Raw genomic sequence first — 17,244 nt, forward strand, 5'->3', positions numbered from 1 at the left:
TCTTTTTAACCAACATACAAGATATTAGTAGCAGTATCCGTTAACTTATCATGAGAAATAATAAGTATAATCTTGTCTTTGGCACATTCTTGAATGATTTTTAATAAATCTGGATATAACTTATTTGATATGTTTGAAAATGGTTCATCCAGGATAATCAGCTGAGCTTGTGGCTTGGTCAAGGTAACCAGTAAATTAATAAGCTGCCTTTCACCCCCTGACAGGTTTTCAAATTTTTTATGACGGTAGGAGTCAAAATCTTGGTTTAAATCCATCAGGCTGGGTAAAAAATTGCTAAACTTGTCAAATGGGCTGGTCCTCAAAATTTTCTTCAAGTCATCTTCTGGTAAATAGGTCTCAAGAACATCGGCCACTGAAATAGTCTGGCAAACATTATTTTGAACCATAAAGGAAATTGATTTTTTCCTAAGGGATCTTAGATCTAAGGCGCTGATATCTTGAGTATTAATCTTAATCGAGCCCTCGTAGTTATTTTTAAGGAGTCCGACGAGAGTTTTCATGAGGGTAGTTTTTCCACTACCATTTTTCCCTTTAATGAAATAGATTTGACCTCTTTTAAAGTTTGCGGTCAAGCTACTTGTATAAAGATGGTCCTCTATATCTCCAGCTGACCTAGAAAGATTAAGATCTGTCACTGAAAGATTATTGATCTCTTGGGGGCAAATATCCCCTTCTATGTCTTGGGGCAGGTCTAGAAGTTCATTTAATCTGGCTACAGCACCCCTATACTCTTCCAGGTCAACAGCCAGGTAAAAGAAATTGTCAACTGATGAAATAAAGGTGCTAAAATACTGAATAACTGCGGTAAAACTACCAATTGTCATTTTCTTTTGAACAACTGACACACCACCCATCCAGAAGAAAAGAGCCTGTGCTAGGAAGGTTGTGACAATTTGGATAGTTGAAATCGTATATCTTAGGCCAAAATTTGCCTTAACGGATTCCATAAAGGGGGTCCATTTTTTGTTAAGCCTTGCTCCTTCAAGCTCCTCCGTCCTTTGAATAAAAATCTCAGATAATCTTTGGAAAATACTGCTTTTACCGGCCGCAAAATGATTATCTCTTTCCCTGATTATATTAAAGGACGAGTACATTTTTTGGCGGAAGTACAGGTAAATTCCAATATAAACTAGTACAATCAGATAAAAGTAAAGAAAGACCTGCCTCTGCAAATAAAAGAGGATAAGGGAGATTACTACAAGGGTCAAGACATCCTTGATAAATTTAGGTAGTCTGACAAAGAGAAAATGGACAACAATTTCAAGGTCAGAGTTTATTCTTGAATTTAAGTACTGCCCCTCATAGTTTTCAAGGCTGGAATAATCCTTTTGAAAAATCTTATTCACCAAAAACTGATACAATTTGTAGTTTACTTCAACAAGACTCACATATTCAATCCGGCTTGAGAAATAAGAAACCATAAGTCTAGCCACAAAGATGGCTACTCCTCCCAGGCAAAGATAGATATATGTTTTAGAAAGAGTACCTGCAACCAGATTATTAATCAGCATTCCTTCCAAAAGAGGGGTTGAAATTTCAATAGCTGTAAGAATAAGAACCAAGATAACTTGAAAAATACCGTAGCTTGTAAATTTACCAAGCTCCTTTTTTAATAACCTACTCATTTTCCCTTCCCCCTAGAAGAATCGAAACTACAGCTAGTAAGAAAATAGCAAGCCCCACTAAAATAAAGGTCAGGCTATGTACAGCTTGGGGAATTAGGGTAATCAGGGCTGTTCCAAATGGCATAAAAAGAATGGCAATGGTAAAGACTGTCGAAAAAACACGTCCCAAATAATCATCAGCTACCTTAGACTGAATGCTACTTACAAAATGAATATTATAGATGGTCAAAAAGAACATAAAAATCAGATTACCTAAATAAGAAATTAAAGATCCAGAAGAAATAAAACTTGGAGCTGCAATAATGGCTATCCCCAGGCCACTAAGTCCTAGAGAACTCAAAAGGGCAAACCTTGTATTGGGCAAGAACTTGGCACAAATGGCCCCTAAAATTGAACCTATGGCCCCAAAGGTCAAAAGTTTAGAATAAAATTCCTGGTCACCAAAAATTTGATTGGAAAAGGGCATCAAATAGTTATAAAAGGAAATAAAAAAGTTAACAAAGGCTGAGGTCACAAGAAGCTCAAAGAGCCTTTTATCCGATTTAATATATTTTAGACCGTCTTTTATATCCTCTAAAAGCTCTGCAAAATTCCTTTTAATGCTTGCTTTTTCCTGATTAGATTGATGGGATGGATGAGATTGAAGGGAACTTGATACCTCCTCTTCTTTCTCGCAGCCTGTATTCTCAAAAACAGTCAGCATAACCAAGTAGCAGGCTAGAAAACTTAAAGCAGTCACAAGTAGGGTCGCCCGAATCCCAAAGCTATTATAAATATAAAAGGACATGAGAGGGGACAGAACGCTAAAAACTTGCATGATTGTCTCTAAAACTGAATTAAAAGAAAGAATTTTACTTTTTTCAATGGCATTAGGAATTAGGGACTTGAAGGCCGTACTGGCAAAGGAGTACATGATGGCAAGGATAATGTTTGCGACCACTATCCCGTAAAGCATCAATCTGTCATCTCCGATTAAAGAAATTAAGAGGCAGGCAAAAAAACTTACAAGGTCCGTAAATAGGATTATCTTCTTTCTCTTAAAGCGGTCCGCCACAGCTCCTGCAATGGGATTAAAAAAGATGGAAATCAGAGTTTCTGACATCTGATAAATTCCTAGATACTTTTGACCCAAGGAACCCATGGAGGCAATCCAAACACTGTTGGCATAGTCATAGGTAACACTTCCTACCTGGTATAAAATTCGGTTAACTAATAGCTTAAAATAATTGTCTTTCTTCAAATTCTTCTCCTTGACTCCTCTTAAATGTTAATAAGTCCTTGGGTGATTGGTAGGAAAATTAAATCCTCACCGCAAGAAAAGTAGGTTATGTAAAGTTTGGCCCTTGAAAAATTCTCAAGTGAGTACTGCTGCTTGCATAGCTCTTCAATGGTCTCTTCCAAGTCTTTTTCTCTAATGGCTCCTAAAAAATTACTGCTAAATTTTAAATTATCATCCAAGTAAAATTCATACTTTTTCAGATCTTCTGGAATATAAGGGTAGGCCTTATAAATGCTATTGTTTAAGTTGTCTCCCCTTAAAAAGTAAGAGTAGATGAGGTCATAAGACTTCCTAAAGCTCTCTTCACTGTCTTCTTTGCGGTAAACAAAGGGCAGGGTTGTGTGAACATCACCAAAGACCTGGCTAAAATCGTACCCGTCAAACTGACGCAGGTTAATGATGGTTGATCCTGCGACAATGTTTTGATCCTGGGACTGGCACAGAAGTCTTGCCAGAATAAAGTTTCCGTAAAAAATGTTGTCATAGTGATTCTTGTAGGGTGTTTTCACCCTCAGATAGTTCTTAGTTTCCCCGTAAGATTTGCTATAAAAATCAGCTCCTGCTACTAGCTCAAAGCCTTGACTACAGACAGCTTCAAGACTTTCTGGCCTAGAATTTTCATCGATAAAACGAATAAAATCACTGTAAGTTGGGTTACTTTCTAAGGTTCCTCCTTCAAGGGACGTCAAAATATCTCTTTCAAGGATACTTAAAGACGACTTGTCAGTAATCAAATGATTGATGAAAAAGTGGAGTTCTGAGGTGTCTTCTACAAAGTAAACCTCCCACAAAAGACGATCAAAAACCACATCCTCCAGGTCTTTAATGATTAAGTCCCTAAGATTTTCTAAGGTATTTCGGGAGATAACAGGAATTTTATGCCTGTAAGGTTCATAGACTGCTAACTTTTGCCCTTCATCTTGTCTAATGAAAGAACGCAAGAGTTCAGATTTTTCAATGACCTTATCCACAAGCCCCTCAATTTGCTCAATTTCTCTAACTTCTTTAGGTAGTACAAGCTTTAATTCTAAAACTTGACGGAAGTCATCGGCCAAATAAGCCTTCTGCAGGTAGTAAGAATCCTTAAGCTCACGCGCGCCCCTCTTAAGAATAATCTTATTTAACTCTCTAATATTTTTAAGGTTGGCATAGTAGTTAGCCTTCTGGAAATCCGTCAGCTGGTCCTTGTCATAACTTTCAGTTCTATAATTGCCCGTAAGACTCGATTTTATGTCCTTTATGGTCTGGTTTTGCTTTAAGAAATCCTCAGATAAATTAAGACCATAGTAGTCTTCAAGGGCCATAATTACCTCAATTTCTGTTAGAGAATCCATCTGGGACAAAAGCCTCAAATTCTTATCATCGTCTAATGAAGGAAGATTCAAAATGCCTGCAATGAGAGAGTTTAAACTTTCAGTCCGTGGCCTCTTTTCTTCTAGCTTATCTGATCCTTGCCAATCTACTTGGTAATTCTGCTTGAATTCTTCCTCCAGGAAGGCAAGGTCAAGCTTATTACTAGCCGTTAATTTAAATTCCTTGACTAGAATATGATAAGAGGGAATCATATAGCTAGGTAAATGATTTTCTAGGCAGTTTTTTAGATAAGAAAAATCAAGCCATCTATCAGAAAAAAGCACTAAATTATTATCAATTTTTAAGACATTGAAACTAGTAAAATCATCAATGTAAGAATGAATGGCCTGCTCAATTTCTGCCAGCTCAATCCTAATTCCGTTTATCTTGACCTGCTTGTCCTCCCGACCCTGGTAATAAATTAGGCCATCTTCCTTATAGCCCAAATCTCCAGTTCGGTAGTAGGTTTTCCCATCAAGATTTATAAAACGCTCAGCAGTAAATTTAGGATTACCGAAATAACCTCGACTTACCCCGCAACCTCCAATCAAAATCTCGCCCTGATTTGGATTCGTCAACTGGTCTTGATAAAATTTAATATCTGCTCCCTTTAAAGGCTGACCGATTGGAACACTTGAAGTCTCAACTTGATTTTTAATCTGATAGTAGCTAGCATAAATGGTTGTTTCTGTTGGACCATAGCAGTTAAAAAGGTTAAGCTCAGGCATTAAGGTTAAGAGCTGGTTGGCTAAATTAACAGGCAGGGCTTCACCTGCTAGGATAATGTTTTTAAGTCCTGTATCCCTAAAGTCGCTGCGGGTCATGGCAAGAAGAGTTTTTAAGGAAGTAGGAGAAAGGGCAATGTGGCTTATAGAACCATCCAATAGGATTTTTTTAAGGTTTTTAAACTGCTGAATGGGGGTGCCTGGCTCCATAAACTGCAAGCTACCTGTGCCAAAAATAAAGGACAGACTTTCATGGAAGGAAACATCAAACTGAGGCGGAGTTGAGATGATAAAGGTGTCACCTTCTGTAAAGGGCACAAGTTCATTCATTTGATCTAAGAGCCAGTAAAGGTTGTCAAAAGTCACCTGAACCATCTTAGGATTTCCTGTAGTGCCTGAAGTTGATAGGATATAGGCAGTATCACTCCCGCTTTGGCTGGCTACCTGGTTAATACCTAAAGCATATTTCCCTGACTGTGAAGACTCAAAGGAAAGCTCTTTTATATTGTCTAAAGTTCCTTCATAATTTCTCGTCAAAATTAACTTACTTTTAATGGCTTCAAGCATGTTCTCCACCTTCTTGGGCGGAGTATTGCTGTTGATGGGCATATAAATCTTTCCCACCTTCCAAGCCGCAAGCATGGCCGTCAAATAGTCTAAGTTATCATTTGAAAGAATAGGTACAATGTCTAAACCCTCAAACTCTTTTTCTATAAATGCTGCTAGTAGATCTACCTTTTGATCAAAATCCTTATAGGTCAAAGAACTGCCGTTAGACAATTTCAACATAATTTTCTGTGCTCTTTTTTCAACCACTTTTTCATATTTTTTCAATAATCTATTCATTTTCAAACCCCTTCTTTCAATATGTTAAAATTAAACCCTTTTTTTAATTTTTAAAGCCTATTTTTTAAAATAGAAAAACCTTACTTACCTTAGTTAATTACTACTGTTACCCTCTATTAAAGCATAAATTTTTATCAATCCATAAAATTTATAGTGATTCTTTCTTTTTATGAAAAAAATTAAAACTTATTGCATTTTTTACTGAAAATATCCATTTAAAAACCTTATTTCTTGGAAACAAAAAAAGACTGTGGGAGTCTTTTTTGTTTCTGCCTAATCTAATAGATTATTCAAACTTTTACTGACGGTAATAATAAGTATCAGCTGGGTAATTTCCACCTTGTTGGGTAATTATTAAACGTGGTCTTCTTGTGTTAGATTGGTCTCCATCTGGATTTTCAAAACCTATTTGATAAAGACCAAGGGCAGCCCCTGCTATACCACTCCTTAAGCCAACAAAGGGTACCTTACTATTTGCTCCTCCTGAACCTGTTTCAATAATAGAGTTAATGCTTGTTGTCCCATCTGGATTAATTACAAGAACCTCACCTTTCCCATTGACCCAAGCACCTATAAGGGTTGTTAAATCGCCACTCATAATGGCTTGGGAATTTAGATCAACCTCTCCACCCTCAAAATTACCTGGCTTATGATTTGCAAAAACTAAATTATGGCTGGTATTTTTATCCAAAAGACTTATGGTTAAATCCTGGATACTTTTTACAATATTAACTGTAAATCCCTGATAACCATCTGATTTTATCATAGGTGATTTGGAATAAAACTCCCCATTTGTCCACGTCAAATCAGTTGTAAAAGTTCCATAAACATCACCGTAATCAATCCTCCATTGGGACGGCCCGATTTTTTTAACAAGAGCCTGGGTGCCATCTTTTGCATAATAATATCCGGTAAGATCTTCTTCGTCTTCAGCTGCTGTAGCTTGGGACGTTGCAGATGAACTTTCAGCATTTCCACTACTTTTACTACTTTCGTCCTGCACGCTGGCTACACTGCTTTCTGAATCACTACTTGTATTCTCCGTTTGCTTACTGCAAGCAGTGAGCATCAAGCAAGCTACTAAAATTAGAACTTGAAAAATTTTTCCTTCCATATTCTACCCTCCCCTTAATAACCGCACCATTATAGCTTAATTTTATTTATATTTTAAAAAAATGTCAAAAAAGAAAATACCTTGTAAAGGATGTATTTTTCTTAATATGCATTAATCTTCACTCAAAATTTTAAACATCTCTTTTTGATGATTATATGCCAAATCCTGGGTCCAGTCGTTATTGTTTTGTCTCATCATTTGAGCCATAATTTTAAGCTTCAAGCTTTGGTTAATGATAACTAGATTTTGAGTCTGATACAAAAAAACAACCCAAGGAAATTCTTGGATTGTTTTTCACTTTATCAATATTGATTACGCTCGTGTGAGTAGTCCTACCACTTCGACGTGGTGGGTTTGCGGGAAGAGGTCAACTGGGGTAACTTCTTGAAGCATGTAACCACGGGCAGCGAAACGTTCTACGTCACGGGCAAAGGTTGCAGGGTTACATGAAATGTAGACCACAGCACGAGCTCCTGTTTGGCTAGCACTTTCGATAAATGATTCGTCAAGTCCCTTACGCGGCGGATCAACAAAGATAACATCTGGCTTAATACCTTCTGCTACCCATTCAGCCATAACACGCTCAGCCTTACCAAGCTTGTACTCAACATTATCAAGTCCGTTAATCTGAGCATTGATTTGTGCATTAGCAACAGCTGATGGAACTGACTCCACCCCGTAAACTTTTTTCACACGGTCAGCAAAAGATAGACCAATAGTACCAATACCTGAATAAGCATCAATAACTACATCATCTTCTGATAAATCTGCCATACGAATAGCTTCTTGGTAAAGTTTTTCAGCCATTTCAGTATTAACCTGGTAGAAAGAAGGAGCTGAAATCTGATATTTTTTACCTAGCATGGTGTCCTCAATGTGATCACGTCCATAAAGAACATAATAATCAGGACCAAAAAGACCATTACCACTGCTTTCATTCACATTTTGCATGATTGAGACAATATTTGGGAACTTTTCTACTAGTTTTTCAACAATCTGATCAACCCTGAAAATTTTCTTCTTAGTAGTGATTAAAGTAACCATAATTTCACCTGTATTGAAACCACGGCGAACCATAATGTTACGAACTAAACCTGTTTTGTTAATTTCATTATATGGTTTAAGGTCAAAGCGACGTAATAAATCACGCACGTAGATTACGATTTCATCAATTTCGCCATCTTGAATGAAGAAATCTTCAACTGGAATTAAATCATGACTTCCTTTTTTAAAGAAACCTGTTTCAGTTTGACCTTTAAAACGTCTTACTGGAATTTGGGCCTTGTTACGGTATTTGGTAGCATTTTCTGCTGCAAGAGTTGGATTTAGGTCAAGATCAGCCAGTCCAGCTGTTTTTTTAAGAATTTCCTTGACCTGCTTAGCCTTAAATTCAACCTGTTTGTCATATTTTAAGTGACCAAGGTCTGCAATACCTGTACGCAAGTAGTCAATATTTAAGTCTTCAACACGGTCAGCTGATTTTGTAAGATACTCCTCAACTCGGCCAAAACCAAATTTTTTACCAACCTTTAAGACACGCATCTTAATTTTTTCACCCGGAAGGGTATTTTCTACAAAGAAAGGATAACCATCTATTTTCACAACACCACTACCTTCGTGGGTTAAATCAATTACTTCTGTTTCGATTATATCGTTTTTTACTAAATTTATCATACCCTTATTATACCATGATTTTACAAAGATTTATTGCGATTGTCCTATAAATAATTAAAGCAAGGTCAATCGTAAGATTTAACCTTGCTTTAATTATTTAATTTCCTAGAGTATCTTGTAGTTTAAGTTTATACTTGTCAAAATCAACTGCAATGGCTGCACCACCATATTTATCCATCACATCAACCCAGTCCCCAAGTTCAGGTACTGTAAAGCTTTCAATCCCATTTCTTGCATGTAGGAGGGTCGGAAGGGCCTTGGTTAAAATTAAGGAATCAGGAACATCTGTTGATGTTAGGGCCTTAATGGTTCCAATGGCACTTGCTCCAGTGAAGAGGGTCATTGGATTTTTTGCTTGTGACAAGATGGCTGAAAGAACTTGCTGCTGGCGTTTGGTACGACCGTAATCGCCCTCATCGTCCTTTCTAAACCTAGCATAATTAAGCAGGGTACGACCGTCCATCTTTTGGCTACCCACCTTAATAATTTGGACAGGATCTTGATGTTCAGGAGTCCAGTTCAAGTCATCTGGAACGCTAACCTCACTAACCTGTTCTCCACCCACAGTTGAAAATTGAGCATCAATCTTAACCCCGCCAGGGAAAAGGGAGTTAATAACCTCAGCAAAGCTTGTAAAGTTAACCATAGCATAGTACTGGATGTCTAAGCCGTAATTTTCTTTAAGGGTAGCTCTGACCAATTCTGCCCCCTTATTACCTTCCTGCTCTCCCAGATTAAAGGCCAGATTGAGTTTACTATCTTCCCAACCTTCGGGACTGTAACCAGGAATATTAACCAGGGTATCCCGCATGAAACTCACCAGCTTCACCTTCTTATCAGAAGCACCGATTTGAAGGACCATCATGCTATCACTTCTGGCATCTCCCGTTGACTGATAGTCCCTTTGATCAGTTCCTAAAATCAGGATATTTATAGCACCACTTTGAGTCTTAGTTCCGTTAAATTCCTCTACCTCAAAATTGCCAGCTGGACTACTTTTTACTTTAAAGTAACCAAAGGCAAAGAAGGCTAACATTAAAAGAACAATCACAAGAAATAAATTACGGATAATTTTACCCAAAGATCTCTTTTTCCTGGCCTTAACCTTCTTAGGTCGCTTGACTTTTTTTACAGGCTCGAAATCAGCTGCTTCCTCATCTTCTTCCTCTGAGTAAAAGCCTTGGTCCCTCTCTTCTTCTAATAAGGGTAAAGACTCCTCAGAAAAATCTTCAAAATCTTCCTCTTGAAGGTAGTCCCTTTCATTTTGCTCGATTCTTTTTAATCGTTCTAATTCAATTTTTTCATTTCGATTCAAGTACTTGTAGTTTCTTTCCAAATACTCTCTTCTTCTTTTAAATTTTTTATCCATTATTTAAACCTTACTAAGGAAAACCAAGAAAGAAAACTTAGATTATTCCTCCCCGTTAGTTAATACACCATTAACAAAATTTCCCTTTAAAACTTGACCATCAGTAGCCTTATATTGGCCTTGACCGTTAGGTACACCCAGAGAAAATTCACCATCATATTCAGCCTGGTTAGCAAACTTAATATTACCCTTGTAAACCAAGCCATGTGTGTCCCAAGCACCAACATAAGAAAATTCATTAGTTGTTTCCTCAAAGGTTCCCTTTGAATAATCTAATTTGTTACCGTTAGCTAAGACAACATTAGCAGATATTTGGCTACTTACACTACCAGTTACCTGATTTTTATCAGCATCAGTATACTCAAATTTGCCCACGAGCTTACCACTTTTGAAATTACCCTTTAAAACACTGCCATTTGAGAAGGTGAGAGTTGCAGGCCCATCATAACTTCCTCTTTTAACTTTACCTTCATAGGTGTAATCATCAGTTTTAATGGTTTCTTTTTTGCTAGAAAGGGAAAAAATGTCCAAAGAAAGGCTCGCAAAAACCAGCATCATCACAAGACTTGCAAGAATAAACTTGTTCATGTAGGATTTATTCTTTTCTGCTTCGACCTGTTTTTTCTCTTCCTCAGCTGAAAAGAATTGCTTTATCTCAAGATCATCTAACTCTTGTTCATCCAGATAGGTTTCTCTGAGCTCAGCTTGAACAAGGTCATCAAGTGATTCATCTGCTTCCTTCTCATCCATTTGGTTTTTTCTATTATTTAAGGCTGCTTCCCTTGCCTGTGAAAGCTTTTTTCTGATATCTTCTGTCATTTTTTATCTCGTATATTTATTTTTGATTCAATAGCTAGTATTTTATATAACAAGCACAATTATATCATAGTCTGCCTAAAAAACGAAAGACCTTTAGTAATCAGCTCTCTTTTCAAAGATCTCATCTCATCTTTTAAGCTAGTTGATCCAAATCTTCCATCAAATCTGTCCAAGATTCCATGAGGTCTTCCTGTTCAAGTGCTAGTTGATCTAAAGATGCTTGAAGTTCAATAAGAACTAGATGATCTTTTTCAACCAGCATGGATTCATTAATGCTTTCAATTTCAGAATCATTTGAAGCCATTTTTTCTTCACAACTTGCTATATCTCGTTCAAGTTTTCTTCTATATCTTTGGGCTTCCTTTTGAAGCTTGTAATCATCTTCTTCTAAGATCTGGGTTTTAACCTGGGTATTTTCCTGGTCATAAATTTCCTTTAGGGCTGCCTCTTCAGCTTTCTTCTCAAGGTAGTAGTCATAGTCTCCTAGATAAATCTTACTTCCATCAGGAGTTAGCTCAAGGACTTTAGTGGCCAGCTTGTTGATGAAGTATCTATCATGGCTCACAAAAAGCAGGGTCCCTTCAAAATCAACTAGGGCACTCTCTAGAACTTCACGGCTATCAATATCCAGGTGGTTGGTCGGCTCATCTAGAACTAAAAAGTTATCGTTTTTCATTGATAATTTCGCTAGAAGCAGTCTCGCCTTCTCCCCACCAGATAGCATACCGACTGTCTTTTCAACATCATTTCCTGAGAATAAGAAGGAACCAAGTCTAGTTCTAATGTCAGCTTCAGGAACCAAGCGATTTTCATTCCACAATTCCTCAAGAACTGTGTTTGTCTTTGTTAAGTCCTTCTGCTCCTGGTCATAGTAACCAAGCATTACATTAGCCCCTAAACTTGCCTGACCCTTGATAAAAGGAACTTGACCAATAATCGATCTAATTAAGGTTGTTTTCCCAACCCCATTTTCACCAACAATAGCGATTGAATCAAACTTTCTTTCCTCAAAATCCACAGGTTCACTCATGATTTCACCGTCATAGCCAATGGCAGCATCATCTACCTTTAGAACCACATTCCCACTTTCTTTTTCAGGAATAAAGGCAAAGTTTACAGACTTATCCTGACTAACAGGCTTATCAAGAACTGACATTTTCTCCAGCTGTTTTCTTCTTGACTGGGCTCTCTTGGTGGTACTTGCTCTAGCAATGTTTCTATTTACAAAATCTTCTAGATTAGCAATTTCTTTCTGCTGTTTTTCAAATTCCTTGAGTTCTCTGGCTAATTTTTCCGCCCTAAGTTCAACATACTTAGAGTAGTTACCGGCATATCTAGTTAACTCGCCTCTTGATAGTTCAAAGGTCTCATTAACCACCTTATCTAAGAAGTAACGGTCGTGACTGACAATTAAAAGGGCACCCCGGTAGTTTTTTAAGTAATTTTCAAGCCATGAGAGGGTATCAATGTCCAGGTGGTTGGTCGGCTCATCAAGGATTAGAAGATCAGGATATTCAACCAGCATCTTGGCAAGGGCCAAACGTGTTTTTTGACCACCAGAAAGACTGGTAATTTTCATATCCCACATGTCTTCTGGAAACTTGAATCCATTTAGGACACTTCTAATCTCAGAATCATAGGTAAAACCGTTCTTAGCCCTAAATTCCTCGGTTAGACTATCATACCTACCCATGAGGGATTCAAGCTCACTTCCTAGTAGTTCAGACATCTGAACTTCCATTCGGCGCAGCTCTTTTTCCATACCGATGACCTGACTAAAAGAGGTAAGCATCTCTTCATAGATTGTCTTATCTGACGAGAAATTACTGTCTTGGGCCAAATAACTCATTGAAAGATTCTTAATTTTTGAAATTTCTCCCTTATTTGGAGCCTCAACACCTGCAATTATTTTTAAGAGAGTTGACTTTCCAGCTCCATTTTTCCCAACAAGAGCAATTTTACTAGTATCACTTATTGAAAAATTAATATTTTCAAAAAGAACATCTCCCCCAAAATTTCGCTCCAGCTTATTTCCCTGTAGTAAGATCACTTTATACCTCCCACATCACACTTTATCAAGTAGATGTTCACTTTTAATTTTCTAAGATCTGTTTAATATTCCATAATTATATAAAAAGACAAACAAAAAAACAAATGTAGCTTTAGAAGATTGAAGGAAAAAGTTCATTTATCAATCGTTCGGTTTTTACTGTAATTTTATTAGTAAATGGATATTGCTTTTTCTTCCATAATAAGTTATAGTAGACAACGTATTAATTTTAGATGATTGTTTAATTAACTATCTTATTATTAGTATTGTGAATTATTTTAAATATTAAAAACCTATTTTAACAATCACCTATCAAAAACCACCTTATGAAATGTAAACGAAGCCTTATTTTAAGAGGGTTTCAGAAATTTACTTGAAAATATTCATGAAAGTGAAGTCAAGTAATTTAGAACACCTTTTAAACTTATAATTTCTTGCATTCATTTTTTTTTTAGGATATAATTGAAAGTCCGATTTTAACATTTGTATAATGCACAAACTTTTGTTATTATGGTTATGAGAATCACAGGAGGATATTATGCAAACAAAAACTAAAAACAATGAAACTTTGCCTAAAGCAACTGCTAAACGTTTGCCAGCTTACTACCGTTTATTTAAAAAATTATATAATGGTAATATCGAACGTACCAACTCTCGTCAAATCGCAGATAGCTTAGGAGTTGACTCAGCTACTGTCCGCAGGGACTTTTCTTATTTTGGTGAACTAGGACGCCGTGGTTATGGTTATGAAACTAAGGCCTTACGTGACTTTTTTGCTGAACTTTTAAATGACGGACAGGAAACAAACATTGCCCTTGTCGGTGTAGGAAATCTAGGTCGCGCCCTTATCCACTACCGCTTCCATGATAGAAATAAGATGAGAATTACTCAGGCTTATGATATCGCTGGAAACCCACTTGTAGGTACTACAACTGATGACGGTATCCCAATTTACAATATTTCAGACATTAAAAAGAACTTAGAAAAAGACGGAATTGAAACAGCCATCTTATCAGTCCAAAGTGAAAAATCACAAGAAGCTGCTAATCTTTTAGTTGACGCTGGAATTAAAGGGATTTTAAACTTTGCCCCGAGGCGCCTAGAAGTGCCAGATGATGTTATTGTTCAATCAGTTGATTTAACTAGTGAGCTACAAACTCTTCTCTTCTTCATGAGAAACAAAGATGCCCAATAAGATTTAAAAAGATCATCCTCGGATGGTCTTTTTTATGGAAGCATGTTGTTTTCCTTATAACTATAGTATCCTGTATGTCCAACTACAATATGATCTAAAAGATTAATCCCAACCAAATCACAGGATTGATTTATTTTTTCAGTGAAGGCATGATCCTGACCGCTGGGAGTTGAATCTCCTGAGGGATGATTGTGGGAAATTATGATACTTGTAGCCATAAATTTGCAGGCATAATAAAGGATTTCCCTGGGATTGGCAGTTGATGAATTAACAGTTCCTATAAAGATAACCTTTTTCCGGATGATATTATTTTTGGTATCCAGATAAAGAGTTACTAGGTGTTCTTGATCCAAATCACTTAGCTCTTCAATTAAAAGATTACCCAGCTCCCTACTATTAAGAATACGACCATATTTTTTAGTCTCAGATAGTTGAATCCTTTTTCCAAGTTCAATCATGGCTAAAATTTCAATGGCCTTGGCAGGCCCAACTCCTTTTATCTTTTGGAGCTCTTCTATCGTAGCCTTCTTTAAGCTAGCAAGGTTTTCAAAGTGCTTAAGTATCTGGTCAGCAAGCTGAGTAGCAGACAATTCCCTTGTCCCTGTCCTTAAAATTATAGCTAAGAGCTCCTGCTCACTTAATTTTTCAGCTCCCATAGAAGTCAATCTCTCCCTTGGTCTCAGCAGTCTGGGCTTTTTTATTATTTCATACATAACTATCTTCCTTTCAGCTAATCTACTATGTCCTTATACGAAATTTATTCTCATAAATAACCCAAACAACCAAAAAAAGCTGGCCTACTGGCTAGCTTTTTTTATTGACCTCATCCTTCGTTCAGCTAACTTATAAAGCCAATAAAAGATAAGCAAATAAATCAAGATAAAAATAATAAAGCAGTGCATGAAATATGCCTCTGGAAGGATTGTGATTACTGGGTCAGTATAGGGATTAAAAATCCAAGTATCGTCAGAAAACACTAGTTTATGAAAGGCAATAAAAATTGAATCAAATCCATTAAAAAGGGTAAAGATTCCTAAGAAGAAAGGGAGATAGAAGAACATCTTCAGCACATTTCGGTAAATCAAACTAAGTTTACATTTAATGAAGGAAAGAAAGAAGGGTAAACTCACAAGCATAACTATAAAGGTTAGCTGGAAAAGGTTTTTCACATCCTTAAAGTGCTTAAGTCCCTCCCTTGAACTCTTAAAATCCGGCATGTTAAGTCTGGTAATGTTCGGATTTAGCAGGTATTTCATCAGGACTGTAAAGTTATCCATTAGCGTCTTCTTGGTCTGATAGGCATATTCTGTGATTTTTAAATGGTTAATATCAAATCTATAAAGGGGGATTGCTAGAATAATCGTCAAGCAAACTGAAAATGAAATTACAAATAATACCGTAAAAATTAACTTAATACTATTTTTCAAAAAAACATTCCCCCTTCCTAGTCCAACAACTTAATCTATCTATATCTTCGTCATCGTCATCTGTCTTGGAAATAGGTTCTTGATAAACTCTCATAAACTCCTCCTAAATCATTAAATCCTAAAAACTCCACTCATCCAAACTGTTTAAAACATGGCTAGGGGTCACAGGTAATTCACCTAAGTCCTCCCTTTTTGTAAATCCAGTTAGAACAAGCATGGTATCCATTTGAGCATTGATTCCTGCCCTGATATCAGTCAGATAATTATCTCCTACCATAATTAAATCCTCCTTAGGCAGACCAATTCTTTCAATGGCCTTATCCATAATAATTGCTTGGGGTTTTCCAATAATTGTTGGTTCAACCCTTGTCGCTGCTTCAAGCAGTTTAAGCAGGCTACCTGCACCAGGTAAAAGCCCTCTTTCAGTTGGGATATTAAGGTCTGGGTTTGTCCCGATAAAGACCGCACCATTTTCAATAGCAAGGGTAGCAAGAGTTAGCTTTTCATAAGTAATCTCTGTATCAAGTCCTACTACAACATAGGCTGGATTTTCCGTATCTTCCACATAACCTCTACTATAAATAGCCTCCTTAAGACCTTTTTCACCAATCACATAAACAGTCTTAGCAAGATCTAACTCGTCCATATAATCAACTGTCGCAAGACTTGCTGTATAGATAGTTTCAAGGTCTGTTTTTATATCAAATAATTGATCCAAACGACCTTTAACTTCCTCAGGTGTCTTGGTTGTGTTATTAGTTACAAAAAGGTGGGGGATATTATTTTCTTGCAGGCTGTGAACAAAGGCTGTTCCAGCTTCAATTTTTTCATTTCCTAGGTAGATAGTCCCGTCTAAATCCAGGAGGTAACCTTTATACTTCATTATTTCTTCTTCTCCAAATTATTTCTGCCTGGGCGTTTTTCTCGTCACTTGAACAAATTTCATGGTAACTTACTAGATCATCTTCTTCAAGCAAGACCTTACTTGTAACCTTACTGCCGTAATGAATCTCCTTAAGGTATTTAAAATGCAGGGTCTTAGGTTCAAAAATTGTTAAAAAGTCACGGTCCAGTACATCAAGCATCCAATCAAAGTAGATTGTATTATTGACGTGACCATTGATATCAAGATCATAGAAGCGAACATTGTACTCTTGTTCTAAACTTACCTCAGATAATTTCTTATATTTATTTCCTCTGATAATCGTATTTATCTTCTCAGTTTGATAAGGTTCGACAATTTCATCGGTAATGTTAACAATTTTTCTGCTTGCAAGATCCATTAATGACCAGGTTGAATAAATTTTAATTAATTCCTGCCCATCTGCATCATAGTAGGTAAAATCCCTATAGGTAAAAAATTTATTGAATTTTGTTGCTTCAGTTTCAATCCTAACAATTTCATCATGCTTGGGCAAACGGTTAATCTCAAAACGATATTCAAGAACAATCCAGCCGCAGCCATATTCCTCAAGCATGTAGCTATCACTTCTACCCAACATTCTACCATGCTCACCTGATACTTCAAGAGCTACACTCATAATATGAGGCAATTTCATATTGCCATTCACATCTGTATCAAAATAAGAAACTTGGTAATCTTTAGAATACTTTAATCCCATTTAAACTCTCACTTTCTAGTGTTAATTCTAACATAAAAGACTCAAACTGTCCTCGGACGGAGGAATTTTTCCCAAATACTAAGATTTTGTAAGCTTTTGTAAGGTTTTATCAGTAAAAAAATAGA

At 36.7% G+C, this 17,244-nt stretch carries 13 protein-coding genes; 1 reads left to right on the forward strand and 12 read right to left on the reverse strand.

Features of this window, described 5'->3' with window-relative positions:
- Nucleotides 1-5: 5 nt before the first annotated feature.
- From OZX60_04330 to OZX60_04365, 8 genes are all read right to left on the reverse strand, one after another.
- Entirely contained in the window at nt 6-1,646 is a 1,641-nt protein-coding gene (locus OZX60_04330) for an ABC transporter ATP-binding protein (protein ID WEV44669.1), read from the reverse strand.
- Complete coding sequence (locus OZX60_04335) at nt 1,639-2,886, reverse strand: MFS transporter (protein ID WEV44670.1); 1,248 nt, start codon at nt 2,884-2,886, stop codon at nt 1,639-1,641. Before OZX60_04335 ends, OZX60_04330 begins: the two co-directional genes overlap by 8 nt.
- Before the next feature lie 20 nt (nt 2,887-2,906).
- Nucleotides 2,907-5,849: an AMP-binding protein gene (locus OZX60_04340; GenBank protein WEV44671.1), complete on the reverse strand. Its 2,943-nt coding sequence runs from the start codon at nt 5,847-5,849 to the stop codon at nt 2,907-2,909.
- 298 nt (nt 5,850-6,147) lie between these two features.
- Nucleotides 6,148-6,963, reverse strand: a complete 816-nt coding sequence (locus OZX60_04345) for a DUF6287 domain-containing protein (protein ID WEV44672.1) — start codon at nt 6,961-6,963, stop codon at nt 6,148-6,150.
- Nucleotides 6,964-7,275: 312 nt separating this feature from the next.
- Nucleotides 7,276-8,637 carry a 23S rRNA (uracil(1939)-C(5))-methyltransferase RlmD gene (gene rlmD / locus OZX60_04350; protein WEV44673.1) on the reverse strand — a complete coding sequence of 454 codons (1,362 nt, stop codon included), beginning with the start codon at nt 8,635-8,637 and terminating at the stop codon, nt 7,276-7,278.
- A 97-nt stretch (nt 8,638-8,734) separates the two neighbouring features.
- The gene (locus OZX60_04355; GenBank protein WEV44674.1) at nt 8,735-10,006 is read right to left on the reverse strand and encodes an LCP family protein; all 1,272 of its coding nucleotides are present in this window, start codon (nt 10,004-10,006) and stop codon (nt 8,735-8,737) included.
- A 42-nt stretch (nt 10,007-10,048) separates the two neighbouring features.
- Nucleotides 10,049-10,825 carry a hypothetical protein gene (locus OZX60_04360; protein WEV44675.1) on the reverse strand — a complete coding sequence of 259 codons (777 nt, stop codon included), beginning with the start codon at nt 10,823-10,825 and terminating at the stop codon, nt 10,049-10,051.
- 133 nt (nt 10,826-10,958) lie between these two features.
- Nucleotides 10,959-12,875: an ABC-F family ATP-binding cassette domain-containing protein gene (locus OZX60_04365; GenBank protein WEV44676.1), complete on the reverse strand. Its 1,917-nt coding sequence runs from the start codon at nt 12,873-12,875 to the stop codon at nt 10,959-10,961.
- Between the two features lie 538 nt (nt 12,876-13,413).
- Here OZX60_04365 and OZX60_04370 point away from each other — a divergent pair.
- The gene (locus OZX60_04370) at nt 13,414-14,070 is read left to right on the forward strand and encodes a redox-sensing transcriptional repressor Rex (protein WEV44677.1); all 657 of its coding nucleotides are present in this window, start codon (nt 13,414-13,416) and stop codon (nt 14,068-14,070) included.
- 32 nt (nt 14,071-14,102) lie between these two features.
- Here OZX60_04370 and radC read toward each other — a convergent pair whose 3' ends face one another.
- The 4 genes from radC to OZX60_04390 form a co-directional block, all read right to left on the reverse strand.
- Entirely contained in the window at nt 14,103-14,783 is a 681-nt protein-coding gene (radC, locus tag OZX60_04375; GenBank protein ID WEV44678.1) for a DNA repair protein RadC, read from the reverse strand.
- A gap of 84 nt (nt 14,784-14,867) precedes the next feature.
- On the reverse strand, nt 14,868-15,497 hold the full coding sequence (locus OZX60_04380) for a TIGR01906 family membrane protein (protein WEV44679.1): 630 nt from the start codon (nt 15,495-15,497) through the stop codon (nt 14,868-14,870).
- 118 nt (nt 15,498-15,615) lie between these two features.
- Nucleotides 15,616-16,380 carry a TIGR01457 family HAD-type hydrolase gene (locus tag OZX60_04385; protein WEV44680.1) on the reverse strand — a complete coding sequence of 255 codons (765 nt, stop codon included), beginning with the start codon at nt 16,378-16,380 and terminating at the stop codon, nt 15,616-15,618.
- Nucleotides 16,370-17,119: a thioesterase gene (locus tag OZX60_04390; GenBank protein WEV44681.1), complete on the reverse strand. Its 750-nt coding sequence runs from the start codon at nt 17,117-17,119 to the stop codon at nt 16,370-16,372. Before OZX60_04390 ends, OZX60_04385 begins: the two co-directional genes overlap by 11 nt.
- Between the last annotated feature and the right edge of the window lie 125 nt (nt 17,120-17,244).

It is taken from the genome of Streptococcaceae bacterium ESL0687 (genome assembly GCA_029392475.1).
Lineage (GTDB): Bacteria > Bacillota > Bacilli > Lactobacillales > Streptococcaceae > Floricoccus.

Bases quoted from the DNA above. Each gene is read 5' to 3' on its own strand.
- OZX60_04330 (WEV44669.1), bottom strand. From the start codon at position 1,646: ATGAGTAGGTTATTAAAAAAGGAGCTTGGTAAATTTACAAGCTACGGT.
- OZX60_04340 (WEV44671.1), bottom strand. From the start codon at position 5,849: ATGAATAGATTATTGAAAAAATATGAAAAAGTGGTTGAAAAAAGAGCA.
- OZX60_04345 (WEV44672.1), bottom strand. From the start codon at position 6,963: ATGGAAGGAAAAATTTTTCAAGTTCTAATTTTAGTAGCTTGCTTGATG.
- rlmD (WEV44673.1), bottom strand. From the start codon at position 8,637: ATGATAAATTTAGTAAAAAACGATATAATCGAAACAGAAGTAATTGAT.
- OZX60_04355 (WEV44674.1), bottom strand. From the start codon at position 10,006: ATGGATAAAAAATTTAAAAGAAGAAGAGAGTATTTGGAAAGAAACTAC.
- OZX60_04360 (WEV44675.1), bottom strand. From the start codon at position 10,825: ATGACAGAAGATATCAGAAAAAAGCTTTCACAGGCAAGGGAAGCAGCC.
- OZX60_04370 (WEV44677.1), top strand. From the start codon at position 13,414: ATGCAAACAAAAACTAAAAACAATGAAACTTTGCCTAAAGCAACTGCT.
- radC (WEV44678.1), bottom strand. From the start codon at position 14,783: ATGTATGAAATAATAAAAAAGCCCAGACTGCTGAGACCAAGGGAGAGA.
- OZX60_04385 (WEV44680.1), bottom strand. From the start codon at position 16,380: ATGAAGTATAAAGGTTACCTCCTGGATTTAGACGGGACTATCTACCTA.
- OZX60_04390 (WEV44681.1), bottom strand. From the start codon at position 17,119: ATGGGATTAAAGTATTCTAAAGATTACCAAGTTTCTTATTTTGATACA.